This is a genomic window from Chryseobacterium sp. CS2K3 (genome assembly GCF_059515185.1).
In genome coordinates this window covers 1-24,064 of record NZ_JCAKRW010000012.1, presented here as the reverse complement: position 1 = coordinate 24,064, position 24,064 = coordinate 1, and the positions used below count along the sequence as shown (strand labels likewise).

15 protein-coding genes are annotated in these 24,064 nt (G+C 35.3%); 8 read left to right on the top strand and 7 right to left on the bottom strand.

Translation table 11 applies throughout. The features are described from left to right. Positions 1–55 precede the first annotated feature (55 nt). The 7 genes from AC5YGG_RS17870 to AC5YGG_RS17840 form a co-directional block, all read right to left on the bottom strand. On the bottom strand, positions 56–2,248 hold the full coding sequence (locus tag AC5YGG_RS17870; protein WP_496145793.1) for a peptidase domain-containing ABC transporter: 2,193 nt from the start codon (positions 2,246–2,248) through the stop codon (positions 56–58). A gap of 83 nt (positions 2,249–2,331) precedes the next feature. Beyond that, the gene (locus tag AC5YGG_RS17865; protein ID WP_164463080.1) at positions 2,332–2,496 is read right to left on the bottom strand and encodes a bacteriocin-like protein; all 165 of its coding nucleotides are present in this window, start codon (positions 2,494–2,496) and stop codon (positions 2,332–2,334) included. A 72-nt stretch (positions 2,497–2,568) separates the two neighbouring features. Then, entirely contained in the window at positions 2,569–4,077 is a 1,509-nt protein-coding gene (locus AC5YGG_RS17860; RefSeq protein WP_496145792.1) for a thioredoxin domain-containing protein, read from the bottom strand. Positions 4,078–4,820: 743 nt separating this feature from the next. Continuing rightward, a complete protein-coding gene (locus tag AC5YGG_RS17855) occupies positions 4,821–5,777 on the bottom strand; it encodes a DUF3810 domain-containing protein (protein ID WP_496145791.1) in 957 nt (318 codons plus the stop codon). Positions 5,778–5,871: 94 nt separating this feature from the next. Then, positions 5,872–7,641 (bottom strand): MFS transporter, encoded by a 1,770-nt coding sequence (locus tag AC5YGG_RS17850; RefSeq protein WP_496145790.1) that lies wholly within the window; start codon positions 7,639–7,641, stop codon positions 5,872–5,874. A 40-nt stretch (positions 7,642–7,681) separates the two neighbouring features. After that, positions 7,682–8,410: a lysophospholipid acyltransferase family protein gene (locus AC5YGG_RS17845; RefSeq protein ID WP_496145789.1), complete on the bottom strand. Its 729-nt coding sequence runs from the start codon at positions 8,408–8,410 to the stop codon at positions 7,682–7,684. A gap of 3 nt (positions 8,411–8,413) precedes the next feature. Further along, positions 8,414–8,872 (bottom strand): GtrA family protein, encoded by a 459-nt coding sequence (locus tag AC5YGG_RS17840; RefSeq protein WP_496145788.1) that lies wholly within the window; start codon positions 8,870–8,872, stop codon positions 8,414–8,416. Positions 8,873–9,226: 354 nt separating this feature from the next. Between AC5YGG_RS17840 and AC5YGG_RS17835 the strand changes: the two genes are divergently transcribed. From AC5YGG_RS17835 to AC5YGG_RS17800, 8 genes are all read left to right on the top strand, one after another. Next, on the top strand, positions 9,227–9,490 hold the full coding sequence (locus AC5YGG_RS17835) for a hypothetical protein (RefSeq protein WP_496145787.1): 264 nt from the start codon (positions 9,227–9,229) through the stop codon (positions 9,488–9,490). 85 nt (positions 9,491–9,575) lie between these two features. After that, positions 9,576–10,427 (top strand): BadF/BadG/BcrA/BcrD ATPase family protein, encoded by an 852-nt coding sequence (locus tag AC5YGG_RS17830; RefSeq protein ID WP_496145786.1) that lies wholly within the window; start codon positions 9,576–9,578, stop codon positions 10,425–10,427. Positions 10,428–10,442: 15 nt separating this feature from the next. After that, on the top strand, positions 10,443–12,731 hold the full coding sequence (locus tag AC5YGG_RS17825; protein ID WP_496145785.1) for an NADP-dependent malic enzyme: 2,289 nt from the start codon (positions 10,443–10,445) through the stop codon (positions 12,729–12,731). 504 nt (positions 12,732–13,235) lie between these two features. Further along, positions 13,236–14,534, top strand: a complete 1,299-nt coding sequence (locus AC5YGG_RS17820; protein WP_496145784.1) for a carbohydrate porin — start codon at positions 13,236–13,238, stop codon at positions 14,532–14,534. Positions 14,535–14,729: 195 nt separating this feature from the next. Further along, positions 14,730–15,314, top strand: coding sequence for a Holliday junction branch migration protein RuvA (gene ruvA / locus AC5YGG_RS17815; protein WP_496145783.1), 585 nt, complete (start codon positions 14,730–14,732; stop codon positions 15,312–15,314). Between the two features lie 57 nt (positions 15,315–15,371). Continuing rightward, positions 15,372–22,433, top strand: coding sequence for a T9SS outer membrane translocon Sov/SprA (gene sov, locus AC5YGG_RS17810; protein ID WP_496145873.1), 7,062 nt, complete (start codon positions 15,372–15,374; stop codon positions 22,431–22,433). 107 nt (positions 22,434–22,540) lie between these two features. Continuing rightward, on the top strand, positions 22,541–22,918 hold the full coding sequence (gene gcvH / locus AC5YGG_RS17805; RefSeq protein ID WP_045492676.1) for a glycine cleavage system protein GcvH: 378 nt from the start codon (positions 22,541–22,543) through the stop codon (positions 22,916–22,918). 55 nt (positions 22,919–22,973) lie between these two features. Next, positions 22,974–23,270: a VanZ family protein gene (locus AC5YGG_RS17800; protein ID WP_496145782.1), complete on the top strand. Its 297-nt coding sequence runs from the start codon at positions 22,974–22,976 to the stop codon at positions 23,268–23,270. Positions 23,271–24,064 lie beyond the last annotated feature (794 nt).

Below are 24,064 nucleotides of genomic sequence, written 5' to 3'. Positions count from 1 at the left end.
TTTTCTGTTTGAAAAGAATATTATTAACATAAATGGGTGTTCAGTCCAAATAATTTTAATTTCCTAATTCTAATTGATTTCTAACCAATCTGTAGTATTCGCCTCTTAAATCTACCAATTCTGCATGGCTTCCTTCCTCTACAACCCTTCCTTTGTCCAGTACAATAATTTTGTCAGCATGTTTCACAGTGGAAAGTCTGTGAGCAATAACTACAGCTGTCTTCCCCTGGAAGAACTGTTCTAGATTTTCCATAATCACTTTTTCATTATTGGCATCCAGTGCAGATGTTGCTTCGTCAAACAAAATATATTGAGGTGATTTATACACGGCTCTTGCTATAAAAAGTCTTTGTTTTTGCCCTCCGCTTACTCCAACTCCTTCGTTTCCGATTTTTGTGTTGTAGCTTAGAGGTAAACCTTCTATAAAGTCTTTAATATTTGCAATTTCTACGGCTCTTCTTAGTTTTCGTTTGTCAATATGGTCTTCACCCACTGCGATATTATTGGCAATAGTATCATTAAATACATATCCTTCCTGCATTACTACACCACAATGATCTCTCCAGAAACGTGGAGAGATGTTTTTCATACTTGTATTTCCTATTCTAATATCTCCTTTATCAGGATCATAAAACTTCATCAAAAGCTTTAGTAAGGTGGTTTTTCCACTTCCGCTTGCTCCTACGATAGCAGTAGTTTTCTGATAAGGGATTGTAAGGTTCAGGTTTTCAAAGACTGGAACGTCTGATCCTACATATCTGAAAGACATATCTGTAATTTCGATATCTCTGTGTGGAATGTCCATAGCGTACTGCTCATCTTTATTTTCTTCATCCTCCTTATCATGGATCTCACCTAATCTTTCAAGGGATATTTTGGCGTCCTGCGTTTGTTTAATAAAGTCGATAAGCTGTAAAAGCGGGCTATTCAATTGTCCAATGATGTATTGTACAGAAAGCATCATCCCTAATGTCAGGTTTCCGCTTAATACAAGTTTTGCAGATAAGAAACTTACAAGAATATCCTTAATCTGATTAATGAAATTCCCTCCTACAGACTGCCATTGCTCTAAAGAAAGTGATTTTATCCTTATTTTAAACAGTTTTACCTGAAGAAATTCCCAATCCCATCGTTTTTGCTTCTCAGCGTTATGCATTTTGATTTCCTGCATCCCGTTGATTAATTCAATAACTTTACTTTGTTCCTGAGAAACCTGTGAAAATCTTTTATAATCAAGCTCTTTTCTTTTTTTAAGGAAGAACGTGATCCATCCGATATATAATCCGGCACCAATCAGGTAGACAATGAAAAGCCTGTAATCATAGAGTAGTAAAACAATACTGAAAATGATAAGGTTCACAAGAGAGAACAAAGTGTTCAGCGAAGAACTTGTTAAAAGCTGTTCTATCCTGTGGTGATCATTAATTCTCTGCATGATATCTCCTGTCATCCTGGTATCAAAAAAGCTTATAGGAAGCTTCATTAGCTTAATAAAGAAATCGGAAATAATAGAAATATTTATTCTGGCTGAAAGGTGAAGAAGAATCCAGCTTCGGATCACTTCAATTCCCATTCTTCCAAGGAATAGCATAATTTGGGCAAGAAGCACCACATAAATAAAATTGATGTCCTGATTCTGTATACCTACATCCACAATACTTTGTGTAAGGAAAGGGAATACTAGTGAAAGTAAACTTCCCGCCAATAGTCCTACAGCCAATTGAATGACAAGAGACTTATATTTTAAAAGATATTTGGAAAGGAATGAAAAGCTGGCTTTACTTTCCTCAGAATCAAATTCAGTCTGGAAAAATGCGGGGGTGGTTTCCAGAATAAGAACAATTCCTTCTTCTGTATTTTCATTGGCATTTTCTCCAATCCACGCTTTGATAAACTCTTCCTGAGTGTAAGAGATTAAACCGTAGCTGGGGTCTGATATATAAACGTTGTTATTTTTATCTGTTTTATAAACTACAACAAAGTGATTTTTGTTCCAGTGGGCAACACAGGGAAGAGGTACTTCTTCTACGAGGGTTTTGAAGTCAACCTGAACTCCCATTGATCGGAATCCGAGGTTTTCTGCAGCATCACTCAGCCCCAAAAGGCTACTTCCTTCACGCGTGGTCTCAGAAAGAGATCGAATTTGTTGCAGGGATATATTTTTACCGTAATATTTACTTACGATTCTCAGACAGGTGGGTCCGCAGTCTTTAGTGTCTGGCTGCTTATAAAAGGGGAATTTTTTCAAAACTAATACTCATTATAAAATGTCGTCATATTCTGACGACATTTTTTGCTTTATTCAATATTATAATTCAATGAAATGGCTGCCTAGTAGTAGCACCATTTGTTACATGCATTAATAGCTCCTTCCTTAGGTGGGTTTATTTTGGATTCGCAGTAGCTTGCCTCACTTTGGATTCTTGCACATTCCTCCGTAATACCACCTTTCAGTGTTCTTAAATTCTCTCTCGAAAGTCTTTTAAGATTTTTCATAATATATAGTTTTTGGTTAATGCTTTATTTTTCCTAAGATAGTGAAAATTTAGAATTGTGAATATTTATTTACTAAAAGTCTTCATCTTCTATTAATTCATCAACAAAGAATACAATATCTTCGCGATCATATCTTTCAGGATACTGATATCCGTTGATAATAAATACAGGGGTAAAGTTTAATCCGGCGTCACTGTTTTCCATAGACATTGCTACAAGAGGGCTTACATTTTCTGATGTAGGGACTCCGCCTGCAAGAGTGTTGATCTGGCTTTCGTCCTTTGTTTCAAACCATTTTTCTATGGCATGAAGGAATTCTTTTTCAGGTTTATTATTGTAGATGTGAGTAAGATCTGAGATCAGCTGGTTGTATTTTTCATTTGCTCTCTCCGGAATATAATTGAATCTCATTTGTAATGAAATATCATCAGGATATTTTTCTAAGAGATTTTCCACGATTTTATGAGCATCTTTACAGAAACCACAATATGGGTTGGAAACAATGGAAATACGAACTTTAGCATCTTTTTTTCCTACCGAAAAAGTCTGAGTGTCCTGAAAGTCAATTTTATCTTTTGTTAATAACTGGCTTTTGAACAGTTCATAATTCCTTTTGAATCTCAGGTTCTTTGCATTTGATTTTTGAATTTCCTCTTTTTGCTCAAGTAAAGTATTGAAATAGATCACTGCAGAAAAAATAAGAGCCCATAGGATAACCGTCAGTAAAAGCGTACCAATTGCAAACGAGTAATTTTCAAAAAAGAAACTGCTGATAACCAACTGTCCCACCAGAATAGAAATAATTAAAAGGCAAACCTTACAGAATGTTTTCTCTACAAAAGCCTGAACGTAAAGTGAATAACCAATTGCCAGTATAGACACAATGGTAAATCCTTTTACAATATAAGCGGTGGCAGGTAAGAATAATCCCAATACGGCAAGTCCTGTGAAATAAATTAATGAAAAATCTGAAAATTTTAAACCTAAAATACTGGTTTTATCTTGTTTGATGATTTTGTCACAAGCATTGACTGTCTGTGTAACGGTAGGAGCTCCACATATACTCCCGATGACCGTAGAGGCATTTCCAAATTTCTGATTGAATAATTCCAGTGAAATATATACACCTGCTAATGAAAGCAAATTGAAAATAGCTTCCTGTATCGTTTGATTAAGAAGGGTATAAATAAGTATAACGGCAAAAATAGCATATAAAACAGGTTTAAAATTGAAAACCATTTTACTTTCTGCATTTTCAGTTTTTTCAAACAGAAGTACAAAATTTGTAGACTTATTGTATAACTCTTCTTTGTTTAATGTTTTTGCTTTTTCTGAGTAAACTGAGTAACTGTTTCCTGATTTTTTTACCAAAGAGAAAGAATTTTCTACAATTGCAATGAATTCTTCAGGAAGTTCATTCCAATATTCTTTATCAAGTTCATAGGCGTCATTTTTTACTCCCATAAAGTTCAGCGTATCGCTAAATGCCAGTGCAGATGGATAATTCGGATGGGAATTAAACTGGAAAATAAACTCCTGCTTATCGAGTTTTAGATAGTTAATTAGTTTGTCAAAAATCATATTAATATTTTTAACTAAAATACACAGATGTTTTAAATTAACAAAAAAATTTTTCTTTTATTAGTGAGATATAGAGAGAAGTAGGGGTATTTGGTTTAATTTTCAATATTTTATATTTTATTTCAATAGAAAATATTTTCGAAGATTAAATTTTTTCAGCTGTTCAGAACCATGATATGGTTTGCAAAAGTGAATTTTTTTCTTCATCCTGATTTTCTCTTTTGCCTGAAATCTATAACAATAATAATATGACGTTTATATTACTAAAGAGTAAACGTTTTCTGAAAAAAACAAAATCAATAGTTTCGATAAACAATAGTTGCCACAAAAAGGTCTTTTAATAATGCAATTTAATCATTTGAAATTTTAGAGATATGTTTTCTTTTAAACAAGATAACTCTAATTTTTCTATTACGAAGAATAGGGGATAACTCGAATATTTCATAGGTAAGTAAAACATTGAATCTGTGATTTTTTAACGCATTAAGTATAACTTAGTTGAATTTTTATTATCATATCTCAGGATTGATTGAGATTAATATTGTTGTACTATAAACTCAAAAAAACTTAAAAAATCATAAAGTTTTCATAAAGTTTTAAAAAAGAAATAAAATGTTTTTGTATTTATAAAATATGTCGTACTTTTACATCGCCTTGAATGAGGGAACAAGTCAAGGTAATAAATTTTTTTTCATCATTTGTGTTTTTAGAATCGTATCGCCTGATACGATTCTTTTTTATATCTATTTTTCGTAGTTTAAAAGCAGGTCTATAAAGTAGGAATAAGTGACTGAACCTTCCTGTTGATTGCTTTTTAGGAAAAGATTATTGGTGAATCCAAAAAAGTTATCCAGCCATCCCTGATGTCTGAAAATGAAATCTTTCTCATAAGCACGATCTCTTTTCATAGCAGAAGAATAATTGTTGATAACCGATTTTACAAACTCAGGATCTTCATCAACTATAAATTTTAAAAGACTTTTTAAAGTAAAGTATTCAGTGCTGTATCTCAAATCTGGATGATGAGAGTGAACCCCCATCAGATACCCTACAAAATTAGCTTCCTGTTCTCTGGCAAAACCAAGCTGATGAGCACTTTCATGGGCTGTTGTAAACGGGATGAAAGTGGGTGGCAGTTCACCGTTATATTGTGCTTCTGCAGTAAAGGGATTATAGTAACCTAAAATACCCGTGAAATTCATTACTTTTTTAAATACACTGGGTTTTATAGAAGCAATCTGTGTTACTTTCTTATTTGAAATGTATTTAGGGATTTTTGTCTGTTGCTGTAGGATTTCCAGCTGTACGGATCTTAGGTCTGTTATGATGAAAACACCTCTTTGGTCTTCCTTTACAGCCTGTCGTGAAATTTTACACTTTTCAAGATATTGAAGAGCCAGTTTTTTAGCTTTGCCCATATCAGGATTGTCCTGGCTGGAAAGTTTTTTAATGATCGGAGTCTGAAAGTAAAGCATTCCCCAGAATATCTGATAAGTAAAATAAAAGATATTGATGATCAAAAGAAGTCTTATGATAGACGTATTTCTGCTTTTCTTTTTAAATAAAGTAATGAAACAGTATAAAAGGCTAATCCCTAATAAGATATAAATAATATCACCCGCAGAAAATGGAAGCCAGCCGAACAATAGCTGATGAAAACCTTTTTGAAAATCAAAGAAACTTTCAAAAAAAGCAATCATAGTCTTAGACTTTGAAAAACAGTAAAATAAAAGAAATTGGACAAGTAAAATACCTGCCCAAAATCTCTTCTTCTTATATATGTGTTGTATATTCTTAATGAGCACCTTCGGATTCTAAAACGTCAACGTTAATTCCCTGTCTAAATAAAGATTTTTTAGCCAAATATGCAAATGCAGTAATGTATACAAAGCATAATACAGGAATGATATACGAGCTGTGAATTCCGATAATATCAGAAAGTTTACCCTGAAGCGGCGGAATTATACCTCCACCTAAGATCATCATCACAAGGAATGCCGATCCTTGAGCAGTGTATTTTCCTAAACCTGTGATGGCAAGTGTGAAAATAGAAGGCCACATGATACTGCAGGCAAGACCTCCTGAAAGGAATGCATAAATAGCAAAGTTTCCTGTGCTCAATAATCCTACAATCATCGCAACAGTTCCGAATAATCCGAAAATAATCAATGTTAAAGCAGGCTTGTTCTTACTCACTAAGAATAATAAAACCTGAATAGCTACACAAATTGCATAAAAATACAGGTGAGACATATCCTTTTGAGCAATTGTATTAATTCCGATGATCACTGAAAATGCAATGAAAGGAACAATAATAGTAGCAATGGTCTGCTGTTGTTTATTCAGGTTGAAAACTGCAATGGCACCTGTCCATCTTCCGATCATTAAACTTCCCCAATACATGGAAATATAAGGTGCAAGATCCGAAGACTGATGTCCTCCGAATTCAGGCATACTCAGAAGTTCTCCAAGATTACTTCCGATAGCCACTTCTACCCCTACATAAGCAAGAATAGCAATCATTCCCAATACAAGCTGCGGATATTTCATAGCACCCCAGCCTTCAGCATTTTTCTTAGCGCTAGAGTTTGCAAATAAAAGAGAAATAATAACAACAAGTAATGCACCACCCAGGTACATCATTCTTTTTTTCTCCAATGGATGCTTGATAGCTTCCAGATCTGATTTTGTTTTTACAATCTGTGCTTTATAAGAATCAATTGTAGCCGTATTGGTTTCTTTCTCTACATTGCTCTCCAAAGTAGTTATCTGCTGGCTTAACGTCTCGATATTTTTTGCTTCTTCAGAATTGTAACTGCTGAATACCGGAATAAAGAAAAGAATAACAAGAACTGTCATTGCGATCAGTGTTTTTCTTGCTTTACCTGCTTTTTCCATAGGTTCAGTAGAAATACCGTCAGGAAGTTTCTTTGAAAAATAGAAGACCCCTGCAGCAATTAAGAAAAGAGCACCTACAGCTGTATAAAGTAAAATTACCTTATCAAGAGCCAGATGCTTGATTTGATCATCATCTACTGTAGCAGTAGTTCCGAAAAGCGCCAATCCTACGATGATAGGACCAATGGATGTTCCAAAAGAGTTAATTCCTCCGGCAAGGTTCTGTCTGCTCGCTCCGGTTTTAGGATCCCCCAGAAGAACGGCAAACGGATTCGCAGCAGTCTGCTGAATAGAAAACCCTAATGCCACCACAAAAAGCCCGATAAGCATTCCATAATAGACATTGCTTTTCACTGCAATAATCATAATGGCTGCTCCAAAGGCGGATAGCAGAAGTCCGTAAACGATACTCTTTTTATACCCCCATTTACCGATAATATCAATTCCTTTTATAGTACTGAATATGAAAAGCAGTAACGCTCCCAGAAAATAAGCAGTATAAAAAGCAAAATCTATTAGCTGAGACTGAAACTGGTCAAGAGAAAAATAGTTTTTACAGAAAGGGATGAAAATACTATTGCCGGCAGCAATAAACCCCCAGAAAAAAAATACAAGTACAAGTGTGTACAGCGCCGGGTAATTAGTCGGCTGGTTGGTTTTTGACATATTTTATTGAAAATTTCGCAAACAAATATAGCTATTTCTTTTAAATAGAATGTTCCATCAAGGTTTTTTTAATTACTTGATAAGCCTCTGCCTTTGAGTCTTTTGGAGATTCAGTAGGCTCTATAATTCCATTGAAATAGACTTTTACTCTTCCGGGATAGCCTTTAGAGTTTTCAAAAGGAAACATTTCCTTAAGCCCTACAAAAGTGTAAACAGCAATAGGAGAGTTGTGTTTTGAAGATAGCATAAACGCCCCATCTTTAAAATCATCGAGAATGACAGAGGTGTCATCAGGAACTCCGCCTTCAGGGAAAATGGCAATACTGTTGCCTTCCTCCATTTTTTCCGCACATCTTCGGTATACATCAGCACGGCTTTTCGCGCTGGATCTGTCTACCATGACGCAGACTCTTTTATAAATAGTTCCGAAGATAGGAATCTTTACAAGTTCTTTTTTTCCAACAAAACAAATTGGGTGATGAGGAAAAAGAATGCAGGTAAGCATAATATCCATGATAGAAGTGTGGTTGGATATAAAAACATATTCCTTATTTCGGTCTTTTTCCTGCTCAGAAAGTTTGATAAGTTTATACCGGAAACCCATCCCGTAAAACATTCCAAAACACCATAAGCGGATAAACTTATAGGAATATTTGTAATGTTTTTTATTAAAAGATAAAAGATACACAGGGATTCCAATAGTAGTCGTTAAAACAAATGCTAATAACAACAGCCAAAATCTCCAGAGATAGTTTAAAATTTTTGCCACAGCCTAACCGTTAAAAATTACTTTCTTCTTTACCGAATAATTAAGAATGGAAACCAATAAGATTGCTGCAATCTTGCTGATCATTTCCGGGCTCAAGGTATAAAAAATTAAATTGATATTATCTTTAAATATAAAACTATAGAATATCTGGAAAAACCCAAGACTTAATAAGGTTGAAAAGAAGGAAACTGCCATAAAATAAGCAAATTCTTTTTTCTTAGAATGCTTTCCTCTTTCAAATACGAACCAGATGCTCAGAAAATAATTGGTGATAATCCCACAGCAGGTAGAGAAAATATTACTTAAAGGATAATGAACCCCATGAAAGTTAGTTTCTTTAGCGAAGAAGTGTGGGAGATAAGTGCTGAATATTTTGAAGCTGCCAATTTCAACAATGGCGCTCAGTCCTCCTGCAATAATGAAGAACAGAACCTGTTTCTGGCGTAAGAGTATTTCTTTCATTTAATTGATATAATATACATCATATAATATTGACCCTTAGAACATTTATAAGTGAAGTAAATGCTGACTTTTGGTGTTCCGTGTATTAATAATGGTTTTCACGTATTAATAATTGTGGTATCTTATTATATGAATATGCAAATTTATAACTATATGTTAAACACTGAAAAAAGTTGTTAAAATATTTTTTTAAATAAAAATTATTTCTAATTTTAATAAGCAGAATGATGTTACAATAACCTGATAATAAATTCATTTTCAAATCCTTGTGTTAATGGTTTTTTCTATCTTGTAATGTGCGATTGAAAGCATACGCCTCCTAAATTTTATGTCCTAATTGATAACAATATTTGTATGAAACGTCAAAACAAATACAGAAAATTCCAGCTTCAACAGAAAAATATTGAAGCTCTTGAGAAAGAAAACTCCCGCTTCAAACGAGTGTATTCTGAATATGAAAATATGTCCAATGAACTTTGGAATCTTGAAAACTCTACAGGAGAACCTGTTCCCGATGACTTTATCAACGCTATGGTATTACAAGCTTCTTATCTGGAAGATGAAATAGAAGACTGGCTTATTCAGTTCAATGAAAAGAAAACCAATATTAAGCATTAATGATTTTAGACAGCTTCCAGGTTGTTTTTAAACGCTAATTGAAGATAAATTCATAATTTAGCACCCTTAAATTAAAATCTAAAATATGGTTGCTATTGTAGATAGTGGTTCTACGAAATCGGATTGGGTAATACTTGATGACTTTAAGAAAGTATTTTTGAAAACGGAAACTATTGGTTTCAATCCGAACTTTATCAACAGAGAACTTATCGCTCCTGAAATTCAGAAGAACAGCAACCTGATGTTGGTCAAAAATTCAATTACCAAAGTATTTTTCTATGGTTCAGGATGTGGTGTGAAAAAAAACTGCGAAACTATACAGGAAGAACTTGTTAAGGTATTCACAAAAGCAGAAATCATCGTAAAAGAAGATTTAATGGCTGCTGCATATGCCGCATATAGCGGTAAACCTGCTATTGTATGTATTCTGGGAACAGGATCAAATTCCTGTTATTTCGATGGTGAAAAAGTAAAAATTGAATTACCATCCCTTGGATTCCTAATTGGAGACGAAGGAAGCGGAAGTGCAATCGGAAAACAGCTGGTACGAAGATATTTTATGAAAAAACTGCCTTCAGACCTTCATACTGAATTTGAATCAGAATATAAGCTTACCGTAGAAGATGCATTGAAAAACATGTATCACAAACCCAGACCAAATGCCTATCTGGCGGATTTTACCAAATTTGTGATTGAAAGAAAAGATCACCCTTATTTTAAGGACATGGTTTTCGAAGAGATGAAAAGTTTCTTTGAATATCAGGTTCTACCTTATCATGAAGCAACAGAAGCCGAGATCAATTTCATTGGCTCTATTGCTTATTATTATGAAAATATACTACGTTCTGTAGCAACAGAATTTAATTTAAATGTGGGACATGTAGTGCAGAAACCAATTGAAAGCTTAGTAGATTACCACATTAAATATATACTCTAACAAAAAATAAAACCTATGTCAAGTAACAACAATCGCGACGAAAAGAATTTTAGTCAGGCCGCGTTAGATTATCATAAAGCAGAACCTAAAGGAAAAATAGAAGTTATACCATCCAAGCCACACTCTTCTCAAAGAGATTTATCATTGGCATATTCTCCGGGAGTTGCGGTTCCTTGTATGGAAATCCATGACAAACCTGAAACGGTATACGATTATACAGGAAAAGGAAACTTGGTAGCTGTAATCTCAAACGGTACAGCAGTACTTGGTTTAGGTGATATCGGAGCAGAAGCTTCAAAACCGGTAATGGAAGGAAAAGGTCTTTTATTCAAGATCTTTGCTGATATCAACGTGTTTGATATCGAAATTGATGAAAAGGATCCAGACAAATTTATTGAAATTGTAAAAGGTATCGCGCCTACATTCGGAGGAATTAATCTTGAAGATATTAAAGCTCCAGAAGCATTTTATATAGAACAAAGATTAAAGGAAGAGCTTAATATTCCTTTGATGCATGATGATCAGCACGGAACAGCAATTATTTCTGCTGCAGCTTTGATCAATTCACTACAGATCGCTAATAAAGATATTGATAAAGTGAAAATGGTAGTAAACGGAGCCGGAGCAGCGGCTATTGCTTGTACCAAACTTTATATCTCATTAGGATTGAAGAAAGAAAACGTTTTGATGTGCGACAGTAAAGGAGTAATCAATCATAAAAGAGAGAACCTTACTCCTGAGAAGTTAGACTTTATCGCTCAGACTGATATCGAGACATTAGAAGATGCCGTAAAAGGATCTGATGTTTTCGTTGGATTATCCAAAGGAAATGTAATGACTCCTGAGATGTTGTTGAGCATGAACGAAAACCCTATCGTATTTGCTTTAGCAAACCCAGATCCTGAAATTGCTTATGATCTTGCGCTTGCTACCCGTAAAGATGTAATCATGGCAACAGGAAGAAGTGATTTCCCTAATCAGGTAAATAACGTATTAGGATTCCCTTACATTTTCCGTGGAGCATTAGATGTTCAGGCAACAGGAATCAATGAAGAAATGAAGCTTGCTGCAGTACATGCGATTGCAGATCTGGCAAAAGAACCAGTACCGGAAGCTGTAATCTTGGCTTACAACGTTCAAAATTTACAATTCGGAAGAGAATATTTTATTCCAAAACCTTTTGACAACAGATTGATCACAAAAGTATCAAGTGCTGTAGCAAAAGCGGCTATTGAAAGTGGAGTGGCAAGAAAATCTATTTCTGATTTTGAAGAATACGAACACCAGCTTTTAGACAGAATGGGAAGAGATGAAAGATTGGTAAGAATGATGCAGAGTCGCGCAAAATCCAATCCGAAGAGAATTACCCTTGGAAATGCTGAAGAATACAATGTACTGAAAGCTGCACAGATTCTTTATGAAGAAGGAATTGCGTATCCAAGCCTTTTAGGTGATAAAAAATACATCAAAGAGCAGATGGAACGTTATGGGATCAACCTGGATATTCCAATCATTGACCCAAGCGATGACGACCAGAAAGAAAACAGAAAAAAATACAGAGAAACTCTTTGGAAACTTCGTCAGAGAAAAGGAATGAACGAGTACAAAGCTAAGAGATATGTTCGTCAGAGAGATTATTTCGGTCCTTTAATGCTGAAGCATGGAGATACCGATGGTCTTATCGTAGGATTCTCTAAAAACTATACTTCTGTACTACGTCCTGTTTTAGAAGTGATTGAAAAAGATAAAGGTGTAGATAAAGTAGCTGCAATGATGATGATTCTTTCTGAAAAGAAACCTATTTTCTTTGCGGATACATCGATCAACCAGAATCCTACAGCTGAAGATCTTGTGAATATTGCTAAAATGGCAGAATTTACAGTGAAATCTTTTGCTATCGAACCAAGAATTGCAATGCTTGGATTTGAAAACTTTGCTGCGATTTCTGAAACTTCTAAAAAAGTAGCGAAAGCAGTAGGTATACTTCACGAAAAATATCCTAAAATGATCGTAGATGGTGAGATCCAACCGGATTTTGCAATGAATGCAGATCATTTAAGCGATTATCCTTTCTCTAAACTGGGAACCACTCCGGCAAACACATTCATCTTCCCGAATCTTGAAAGTGCCAACTTATCTTACAAGATTCTTAGAGGTATGAAGGTCGCTCAGGTTATCGGTCCTATCCTTATGGGATTAAAACAGCCGGTACATGTTCTTCAGATGCGTTCAAGCGTAGATGAAATCGTAAACCTTGCAACAATTGCTGTTCTTGATGCTCAAAGAAGAGAGAAAAAGCAATAAAATGATAACAGTCTTATGACTGACATGCAGCCAGATGAAAATTTTCATCTGGCTTTTTTATTGATGATCGACGAAAAATTACTTTTTTGGATATGCTTAAGCTGTTTTTTAAAAAAAATAGCGGTGTATCTTTTTACTTCTTTATAAGTTATCTTTTTAGTTGTTATTTAAGATTTAAGATAAAAGTGTAAAATTTACAAGGTTGTTGTCTTTTTAATGTAATAACACTGTTTTTTTTAATGGCATTAGGATTATTTAATATCTTAGACCCTATAAAAACACAAGATATACTAAAATACAGAAATACAAATGCATGAAAAAATAAAAAGGTATTCAAGATAGAGACCGTTGCTCCATAAGCTCACTGCTTGTCTTATCATAAGAAACAGGAACGAAGCCTTTAATAAAATCTCCAGAATAATTTTAATCTTTCATATTATAACAGGTCAGCATCTGTTAAGGATTTGTATTGTTTTTTAGTTGATTCTTTTAAGAATTAAGCCATTGAAAAACAATATATTTAAAAAAATCGGGTTCTCTCTGTTTGCATTAACAGGGATATTGTGCAAATCGCAAAAAATCAATTTACACTCTCATGAACTTTCAGTAAACGGTTATCTCAGAACCGGAATAGGATGGTCAGACGGAGGACAAATGGTTAACTTCAATACTCCGGAAAGCGTACATAAGTTCAGAATGGGAAATGAAGCCAATCATTATGGTGAACTTCAGTTCAATTATCGATATAAAGATAAAGACTCTGTGAATCTGTATGAAGTGTCTTATATGATGTCTAAATTTATTCCTTATGGAAGCGATGAGTATAAACATTTCCCGGAAACGGCACAATTGTATGGGAAAATAAATAAAGTCGTTAAAAATGCTAATTTGTGGGTTGGAAAAAGATATTATGATCGAAGAAATGTAGAAATGCTTGATTATTTTTGGATCAATTCTGCTCAAAACTCCCAGTTGGGAATAGGATTAGAAAATTATCAGGTGAAAAATTCCGGTAATTTAAATTTGGCTTTCATGCGATTTAAATATGGAAATAATGATGCTCATTCTTACGTTGCCGATTTCAGATACCTGGATCTACCGGTTTCAGAATATTCCAAGCTTAATCTTCTCGGGCAATACAGCCTTAAAACATCGAATAGTATAACAGGAACACCAAAATCTTCAGGATATTCTGTCGGCGGATGGTGGACGTATTCCAAAAAAAATATAACTCATACTTCCACTTTAATATTCAGAAAAGGAAGTTCAATCACAGAAAGTGGGTATTCCGGGAAAACAATATCTGAAAATCTTAATCAGAATACGATCTATGATCTCGATCATTCCAGTTCATTTGATGTAGTCAACAATTTTGTATATGATGATAAAAGAAGGAACGCTATACAGGTAGCTCTTACCTATCAATACAGGAATTTAGGTCTTAAGAATACAGATCAAAGCAGAATATTGCTGGATAAGAATATTTCAGGAAACTGGTTCAGCCTTGGCTTTCGTTATATGTATTATATCAATAAACATTTTAATCTGGCTCTGGAAGCAGGGAATGATTATATGAAAAATAACAAGTCCGGATTAGAAGGAAGCTTGCAGAAAGTAACATTTTCACCTCAGATTTCCTGGAACTACGGCTATTATTCCAGACCTGTTTTAAGACCATTTATTACGTATGCCCATTGGTCCGATGATTTCACGGGATTAGTTGGGGTTTCAGATTTTAATACGAAACTTTCAAAGAAAAACAATGGGATATCTTTTGGATTACAGCTTGAAGTATGGTGGTAAGAAAAGAATGAATACTCAAAATTGAGCTCAATTCCGAAACGATAGAATACGAAGCTTCTGAATTTCAAAATTTTTTACGTTTATATTTAAAAGATTGAATATTGACTCAAAATTTAAGTTAAAAATCATTCGTACGTCAAATGAAATTATTAATTAGTTTAAATTGCTATATTTGGGGAGTTTCAAAAATTAATAATGATATTTTCTTTACAAGGTACAGTTCAAGAACTTACACCTACCTATGCCGTAATCAACGTACAAGGCGTTGGCTACTATGTTGGGATCAGCTTAATGACCTCACAGACACTGGTTTTAAATCAACAAACTTTTTTATTCATTCAACAAATAATCCGTGAGGATGCTCACCTTCTGTTCGGTTTTAACACTCGTTCAGAAAAAGAAATGTTCAATCTGTTAATAAGTGTTAACGGAGTAGGAGCTGTTTCAGCGCTTATTCTGTTGTCTACTTTAAGTCTTGATGAAATTGCTTCAGGCATACTTTCTGGGAATAGTGCACTGATACAGAAAGCAAAAGGGATCGGAGCCAAAACAGCCGAAAGAATTATTGTTGATCTTAAAGATAAAGTCCAGAAATTCAGTGGTCCTGCAGAGGGTATTTCCACATTGGTGGATAATAAAATCAAGGAAGAATCGTTATCTGCATTAGAAGTTTTAGGAATTCCTAAACGAACAAGTGAGAAGATTGCTGATAAAATTTTAAAACAAAATCCAAGCGTCTCGGTTGAAGAATTGGTTAAACAAATTTTAAAAAACATTTAACATTTGGTGGCGAATAATAAGCATTTTAAGATATTTTTGTTCCTGTCGTTCCTGTGTATGTCTGTAAGTGCTTTTGCGCAGCAGACCAAAGATACAGCGATTATAAGAAAACAATATGAGGTGGCAGACCCCACGAGGTATGAAGCCTACTACGATATCAAAACCGGGATGTACTATGTATATCCCAAAATAGGAAATACAATTACAGGTCCTCCTACAGCCATGTCTCCGGAAGAGTATAAAGAATATATGCTCGCTACCCAGACAAAAGCGTATTATAAGGAGAAATCTGATAAATATAATCTCCTCTTCAGAAAAGACAAAACTGATGCCAGAAAGAAAGGGCTTATCCCTTCATTAATGATCAATAACAAACTATTTGAAACCATATTCGGTGGAAATAAAATAGAGATCATCCCTTCAGGATATGCATCCATTGACTTCGGAGGACTTTACCAGAAAATAGACAACCCGCTGATCCTGCCACAGAACAGGACCAGCTTTACTTTTGATATAGATCAGAGAATTCAGTTGGGATTATTGGGTAAAGTGGGAGAAAACCTTCAGTTGAAAGCCAATTATGACACCCAGAGTGGTTTTGCTTTCGAAAACAGAATGAATCTTGTCTGGCAGGCAAAAGGAAGCTGGAAAGATCTTCAGAGCAAAGGGCTTGGAAATGTTGATAAGCCTAACGAAGGCGGAGAAGATAAAATCATTAAAAGGATTGAGTTTGGTAACGTAAACATGCCGCTTTCAACGAGTTTAATCCGTGGATCACAATCGTTATTTGGGGTAAAAACAGAATTCCAGCTAGGGAAAACCTTTGGAACAGTTGTTCTTTCTCAACAGCAGGGTGAAGCCCGAAATATTGTTGTGCAAGGTGGTGGTGTAATGAATAACTTTAAAGTCAATGCCATTGATTATGAAGAAAACCAGCACTACTTTTTAGGACATTATTTCCTCAATAAGTATGATAATGCATTACTTAATTATCCACAAATCAATTCAACGATCAATATTACCAGATTAGAAGTTTGGGTACTGGACCAGGGAAATAGTAATCTTGCTTATCAGAAGAGTATTATCGGGGTCAGAGATCTTGGTGAAAACGGAGGATCTTCGCCTGATAACTCTCTCAATGGATTGTATGATGCTATTTCGGCAGCAGCAGGAACCAGAGAATCGGGTAAGGATTATAATGCGACCTTTCAGGGTAAAGTATTTCCGGGAACTGCGGAGCCTTATATAAATGGTGAACATTATACTTTTAATACGAAAGCAAGAAGGCTGAATTCCAACGAATATACATTCCAACCTCAGTTAGGGTATATTTCTTTGAACCAGAAGTTAAATGACACTCAACTTTTGGCTGTATCATATTCTTATACCGTTAATGGAAGCAATAAAGTATATAAAGTAGGGGAATTCTCTGAAGAAAGCCCTGTTCTGATTACTAAAATATTAAGATCAAATACCACTACAGATACGAGCTCCCCAACATGGGATCTGATGATGAAGAATATTTATTCCCTTGATGCAGGGCAGGTATCTCCGGATAACTTCATGCTGAATATCTATTATAAGGATCAAAAAACTGGTGGTAAAGTAAATTACCTTCCGGATACACCTGTAAAGGATATCAACTTATTGAAACTATTGAACTGGGATCGTCTTAATATGAATGGAGATATTCAGAGCAATAAAGATGGGACCAAAGGTGATGGAATTTTTGACTTTGTGAATGGGGTTACCATCAGACCGGAAACCGGGAGGATTATCTTCACCAAAGTACAGCCTTTCGGTAATTACATGCAGCAGGTATTAGGAACTAATGATCCACAATATGTGTTTCATGATATTTACGATCAGATAAAACCTTCAGCAGGTCAACAATCTCAGGTTCCTCAACGTTATACCATCGAAGGTAGATATAAAGGGGTGCAGGGGCAAGGTATTTCCCTGGGAGCGGTAAATGTACCTCAGGGATCTGTAAAAGTTTCTGCAAATGGAGTACAGCTTGCCGAAGGGGTAGACTATACCGTAGACTATATGCTTGGTACCGTTACGATAATTAATGAGAACGTAAAACAATCGGGACAGGCTATTAATATTTCATTAGAAAACCAGTTGACTTTTAATACCCAAAGAAAAAGATTCTTAGGATTAAATTTGGAGAGAAGATTTAGTGAGAACTTTATATTAGGGGGTACAGTTGTTAACTATTCAGAATCGCCGCTTACCCAAAAAGTAAATTTTGGACAGGAAGCTGTAAATAATACCATGGCAGGTATTAATTTGATGTATAACAATCAGGCACCGTTCCTGACAAGACTTACCGATAAACTTCCATTGGTGAAAACTGAAGCGCCTTCCAATATTAATTTCAGAATGGAAGGAGCTTATCTTATCCCAGGATTAAATAAGGCGACCAACAGCCAGTCTTATATTGATGATTTTGAACAGACAACTTCTAAAATCTCATTAAAAGAACCTGGAGCTTGGAGTTTAGCATCAAGACCGGAAAAAAATTCGATAGCACCATTTAATATTCCTCCAGCGAGTGATGACTTAACAAGCGGCTATGGAAGAGGATTGTTATCATGGTATAATATTGACCCGAGATTTTGGGGTATTGGAGGAAAAGCACCTACAGGAATTACCCAACAATCCGTATCGAATCACGCTTCAAGAAGAGTACAATATTCTGAGATTTATAATAACAGAGACTTTGTAGCAGGAGAACAAACTTATACCAATACGTTCGATATTTCTTATTATCCTGGTGAAAAAGGGCCATACAACGTAAACCCTGGAGCTGAAACTCCAGAAAGCAGATGGGCGGGGATTATGAGACCCATCAGTGTTCCGAATTTTATCAGCTCAAATATTGAATATGTAGAATTCTGGATGATGGACCCTTATGCTGATGGTAATCAGTTGGGAACAAATGCAAGACTTTTATTACACTTAGGTAACGTTTCTGAAGATATCCTTAAGGATGGAAAAATGTTGTATGAAAACGGACTTCCTACTGCATCAACACCATCTTCCACTACCAATTCAAATTGGGGGATACAGCCAAAACAACCTCCAATTTTATATGCATTCTCTACTGAAGGAGAAGAAAGAAAAACTCAGGATGTTGGATATGATGGTTTAAGCTCAGATCAGGAAGCCATGAGATTCGGGAATACATTTGTGAATCCGGTAACGAATATGGTAGACCCTGCTGTGGATGACTTTGTATTCTATTTGTCAGATAAATTTACAGGCAGCCAGGCAGCTTCATTGGTTCAGCGATATAAATATTTCAGAAACCCTGAAGGAAACTCAGAAGCTAACTCCCTGAATGTATCTTCACAGTCTCCGGATGCTGAAGATATTAACAGAGACTATAACCTTGATCAGGTTGAGAACTATAATCAGTATGTCGTAAAATTAGATCAGGCAAGTCTTTCATTGGGAACAAACAATATCGTAGATGTAAAAACGGTAAAAGCAGATTTCCAGAACGGACAGTCTTCCGATGTGAAATGGTTCTTATTCAGAATACCGGTTTCTCAATATGATACTCAGGAAGGAACTCACAAACCCAACGTACTTAATAATGTAAGATTTGCAAGATTAATGCTAGCAGGGTTTGAAAATACTTCTACGTTGAGATTTGGTACAATGGACCTTGTAAGATCAGACTGGAGAAAATATACCAATACTCTTGCTACTTATTCAGACGCACCTATTGATCCAGCTCCAAATGAAGGAGTAGTTGAAGATAATGAAATCAATCAGTTGGAAGTAGGAAGTGTAAATATTGAAGAGAATGCACTTAACAGACCTCCATATGTACTGCCTCCGGGAATTGACAGACAGGTATTAAGCGGAAACGCAGGAGCACAAAGACAGAATGAAGCTTCATTATATATGAAGATTAACGAGCTTGCTTCTGGTAAATCTAAAGGAGTATTTAAGAATACTACTTTGGATATGAGAAGATATAAAAAGCTTAAACTTTTTGTACATGCTCATGATGCATTGAGAGGAAAAGAAGGATTTGATGCAAATACTAAATTCTTTATTCGTTTTGGTAGTGATGCAACGGACAACTATTATGAATATGAAGCATCATTGAATCTAACTTCAATAAATGCTACTGCTCCAATGGAAATATGGCCAATGGAGAATGAAGTGAATCTTGATATTCAGAATTTTGTTGATGCTAAAATCAGAAGAGATAAAGCGTATCCAAACGATATTGCAAAAAGATTTTTAGATCCTGTTTTTGAACCGGGAGATCATTTTAAAAGAATTTATGTTAAAGGACGTCCGAGTTTAGGAAATATTACAACCATCATGATTGGGGTTAAAAACGGAATTACCAGAGGATTGCCAACAACCGCTATAAGCAGAGTTCTTTGGGTAAACGAAATCCGTCTTTCTGATATTGATAATGATGGAGGTTATGCAGCGAATGCAAGCTTAAATTTCAACCTTGGAGACTTTGCAACCGTAAATACGAATGCATCTTATACATCAGTAGGCTTTGGAAATATAGATTCAAAACCGGCAGAAAGAAATCAGTCTACACAATCAGCGTTCAGCATTAATACTGCGGTGAATGTAGATAAACTTCTTCCGGAAAAAACAGGGCTTAAAATTCCATTAAACTACTCTTATTCACAAACAATCGAAGATCCGAAGTATAATCCTTTAGATACCGATGTGGAATTCAGTAAAGCTCCAAACAGAGAACAGCTGAAAAAAGTAGCAAGAACATATACCCAGCAAAGAAGTATCGGAGTTGTGAATATGCGTAAAGAGAAAGTAAACCAGAACAGAAAGAATAAGTTTTACGATATTGAAAACGTTTCGGTAACTGCGGTATACAACGATGATTATTTCAGAGATATTTATACCAAGAGAAATTACAGACAGTATCTGAGAGGATATATTGACTATAATTATACCTTCACACCTTGGTCAGTAAAACCATTCAATAAAATGATTAGTGATACTGCAAAATCAACGAAGTATCTGAGATGGGTGAAAGAATTTAATATTAATCCTATCCCTACAAGAATCTCTTTCCGAACTGAAATTGACAGAAATTACAATGAACTTGAATTCAGAAATATTGAAGCGATTTTAGGAGGGAATGTAGGTGGAGATATGGAAGCGATTAGAAACAGAAATTTCTATTTCGGATGGCAGTATGGTTTAGGATTTAATTTCACAAAATCATTAAAACTTGAGATCAGTTCTGCAACCAGAACCTTAAATGATAACATTGATGTAAATACTATGGACAATAAGTCTATTTTCGGAAATGTATTCAGAGCAGGACGACCAGTATTGTATAACCATAAAGCACAGCTAAGTTATAAGCTGCCATTCCAGTATCTTCCTTATATGGACTTCCTTGAGGCAGAATTAGGCTATGCATTTACATACAATTGGAATGCACGAAGTACAGCTTTATACACTATGGTAAATCCGAATAATAATCATGTAGAAAGCTTAGGTTCCATTGGGCAAAACACAAGTGTTTTAGAAGCAAGAGGAACAGCAGACATACCTAAATTTTTCGGTCAGTTTAAATATTTTAAAAATATAAGTACCAAGCTTCAGAAACGTAAGCAGGAAATGGATTCCCTTAATACTGTTTATACAAAGCAATGGGAGAAAAATAGATATAGATATAAGAACTATAAATTCAAAAACAAGCTTACGGTTCTTCAAAGTGCAGCATTCTTTCTGACTTCATTCAAGCAATTGGATTTCAGCTATACAGAAAGTGATGGTACCGTACTTCCTGGATTATTGTCAGCGCCTAACTGGTATGGTTCAGGGCAGACATTAGGTGGTCCTACAATTGGGTTTCTTTTCGGATCTCAGGCTGATATCAGAAGAACGGTAATGGAAAGAGGCTGGGTAAGTAACTCTGAGTTTATGACAGATCCATACGTAAAAACATCCACTAAAGAGTTCAGAGCGAATCTACAGATGATGCCAATGAATGACTTAAGAATTGATTTTAATGTATTACATAATTATAACAGTAATTTCTCCCATACAGGATTCAATTATACCAACGGAGGAGTTCCTGATCCGGAATTTACATTCGCTACGGATATGACAACGTATTCCAATTCTACGGTACTTCTTAATTCATCATTTAAAGATGGACAGGCAATTTATCAGGCAATCAGGGATAATGCAAGAATAATGTCATTACAGTTGGCAGGACCTAACGCAGAAGTAGGAAATGATGGATTTGCGAAACATTACAGTATTGCCAATTCTTATGTATTGATTCCTGCATTTAGAGCAGCTCTTGAAGGTAGATCTATGTCACCGATGGGTAATCCTAAAAAATCAGGAATGCCATTGCCAAACTGGAGAATTACGTATTCAGGATTAAAGAATATTCCAATGATCAGCGGACAGTTTACAAAATTTGACATTTCACATGTGTATACTTCCACTTATACGGCTACAGGAATTCAAAGAAACATTGACTATCATAGCAATCCAAACGGTTTCTATCAGACTGTAGACGATGCTGGCGTTATTGATAAAAACGGAGGGGATAAAATTAATCCATATACCTTTGCTCAGGTGGGCTATGTAGAATCATTCTCGCCGCTTTTAGGGATAGATGTTACGATGAGAAACAATATGCAGTTTGGAATCCAGTATAATAAAAACAGAATGATGGTATTGGGATTAGTAAACCACACCCTTACTGAAGATTCAAACTCAGAATATGTAGTAAGACTTGGATACATCATCAGAAACTTCAGATTAGGAACAGCTAATATCAGAGGACGAGGAACAAGAGGAAAGGGAAGCGATCTTAACATCAGAGGAGATATTTCATTAAGAGACAGCAAAACCTCCATTATGAACATTCTGTTGAATGATGCACAGGTAACAGGAGGGCAGAGATTAATGAATATCAAGCTTTCTGCAGACTACAATGTTTCCGAAAACCTGAACCTGAGAGTTTTCTACGAACAGATGACTTCCAAGTACAAGATCTCAACAGCATTCCCGCTGTCTACGATCAGAGCAGGTATTTCCGCTACATTTACATTCGGAGATTCCGGCGGCGGATTCTAGAAATAATATAAATTTAAAAGTCCTTCAGTTTTGAAGGACTTTTTTTATATCCAATATTTGAAGCTAGTATAATTTTGAATACATTTGTACAAAATAAAAATTTAAAAATGAACACACCATCAGAATTAAAGTACACTAAAGATCACGAATGGATCAAGATTGAGGGGAATGTAGCTACAATCGGTATTACAGACTTTGCTCAGGGAGAACTTGGAGATATCGTATACGTAGATGTAGATACTGTAGATGATGATCTTAATGGCGGAGACGTTTTCGGAAGTGTAGAAGCAGTAAAAACTGTTTCAGATTTATTCTTACCTATTTCAGGAAAAGTTATCGAATTCAATTCAGAATTGGAGGACCAGCCTGAGCTGTTAAATACAGATCCTTATGGAAACGGATGGATCATCAAATTAGAACTTGCTGACGGTGCAGATCAGTCTGAATTACTTTCTGCTGAAGATTACCAAGCTATCATTGGATAAGATTTCAAAAATATTTAGTAAGATATTGCCCATTTATTGGGCATTTCTTACTTATATGCTCCTCAAGCCGGGGGAAGAAAATCATGAATATTGGTTTATGTTCAACGGTATTGACAAGGTTTTGCATGTAAGTATATTTGCGGCTTTAGGATTTTCTTTCATTGCTGCTTTTCCAAAAATAAAATTCTCATACTTTTTTCAGATCATCCTTATATATGCATTTCTTACCGAAATTCTTCAGGAAGAAATGGGACTGGGCAGATCTATGGAAACTTTAGACATCGTTGCTGATACGGTAGGCTGTATCATTGGCTATTGGACCTATAAATTTTTAATCAAACGATTTTTCTAATTCTATTTTTAGAAATCAATCTTATCCGGATGAGGTATCTATCTGTATTGATTCTCCAATATCCTCATTCTCCTCAAATCCTTCCACTCTCGGATATTCAAATTCTCAGTTATTGACTTTTTTCAGGAGCTTAGTCCCGCTATCCACTCATACTCCTCGCACCTTTACTCTCCAACGCTCATCCCCTCGAACTTTCCCATCTCCTGCTGTGGGGTAACCGTTTCTATCGGGGCTAGGGAAGAGGTTGTTATATGTAATAGTTTGTGCCACTTTTTGAACTTGGCTTCTCTCCACTTGTTATCTTTATATATTATATAAGAATGGTTATGTATATATAATAAGAATAGCTATTCTGTTTTTATAGTATAATCCAATTTCTCCTTAAACTTTCTAAATTTTCATACTCCCATTTTCTCATTTCTATATTCTATAATATATAGAGAGAAATGCAACTATTGGCAGAATCAAGCTATGTGGTTAAAAAACATACCTCTGTCCATCTACCATTCACAAACCCCATCAATAGGAATGGGCTTTAGCCCGCTCAAACAAATATTCTCCCTTCCCCCGGCTTTAGCCAAACCTTACTATTGACGTTTTTTGAGAATAAGACTTAAGAACGAGCAACCCGCAACTTAACACCCGCAACCAATAACCAGCAACTAAGCAACAATACCCCAACATTGCTCTACCATATCTATAGCATTCCCCTATAAAACTCTTCCACCCTCCAACTCTCCAACCCTCCACGCTCTCGAACTCCCATCCCTCAAACAAATGTTTAAAATTTTTCC

What these genes read in the sequence shown, in the direction of transcription:
- AC5YGG_RS17865 (WP_164463080.1), bottom strand. Translation starts at nt 2,496, where the DNA reads ATGAAAAATCTTAAAAGACTTTCGAGAGAGAATTTAAGAACACTGAAA.
- AC5YGG_RS17860 (WP_496145792.1), bottom strand. Translation starts at nt 4,077, where the DNA reads ATGATTTTTGACAAACTAATTAACTATCTAAAACTCGATAAGCAGGAG.
- AC5YGG_RS17855 (WP_496145791.1), bottom strand. Translation starts at nt 5,777, where the DNA reads ATGATTGCTTTTTTTGAAAGTTTCTTTGATTTTCAAAAAGGTTTTCAT.
- AC5YGG_RS17850 (WP_496145790.1), bottom strand. Translation starts at nt 7,641, where the DNA reads ATGTCAAAAACCAACCAGCCGACTAATTACCCGGCGCTGTACACACTT.
- AC5YGG_RS17840 (WP_496145788.1), bottom strand. Translation starts at nt 8,872, where the DNA reads ATGAAAGAAATACTCTTACGCCAGAAACAGGTTCTGTTCTTCATTATT.
- AC5YGG_RS17835 (WP_496145787.1), top strand. Translation starts at nt 9,227, where the DNA reads ATGAAACGTCAAAACAAATACAGAAAATTCCAGCTTCAACAGAAAAAT.
- AC5YGG_RS17830 (WP_496145786.1), top strand. Translation starts at nt 9,576, where the DNA reads ATGGTTGCTATTGTAGATAGTGGTTCTACGAAATCGGATTGGGTAATA.
- AC5YGG_RS17825 (WP_496145785.1), top strand. Translation starts at nt 10,443, where the DNA reads ATGTCAAGTAACAACAATCGCGACGAAAAGAATTTTAGTCAGGCCGCG.
- ruvA (WP_496145783.1), top strand. Translation starts at nt 14,730, where the DNA reads ATGATATTTTCTTTACAAGGTACAGTTCAAGAACTTACACCTACCTAT.
- sov (WP_496145873.1), top strand. Translation starts at nt 15,372, where the DNA reads ATGTCTGTAAGTGCTTTTGCGCAGCAGACCAAAGATACAGCGATTATA.
- gcvH (WP_045492676.1), top strand. Translation starts at nt 22,541, where the DNA reads ATGAACACACCATCAGAATTAAAGTACACTAAAGATCACGAATGGATC.
- AC5YGG_RS17800 (WP_496145782.1), top strand. Translation starts at nt 22,974, where the DNA reads ATGCTCCTCAAGCCGGGGGAAGAAAATCATGAATATTGGTTTATGTTC.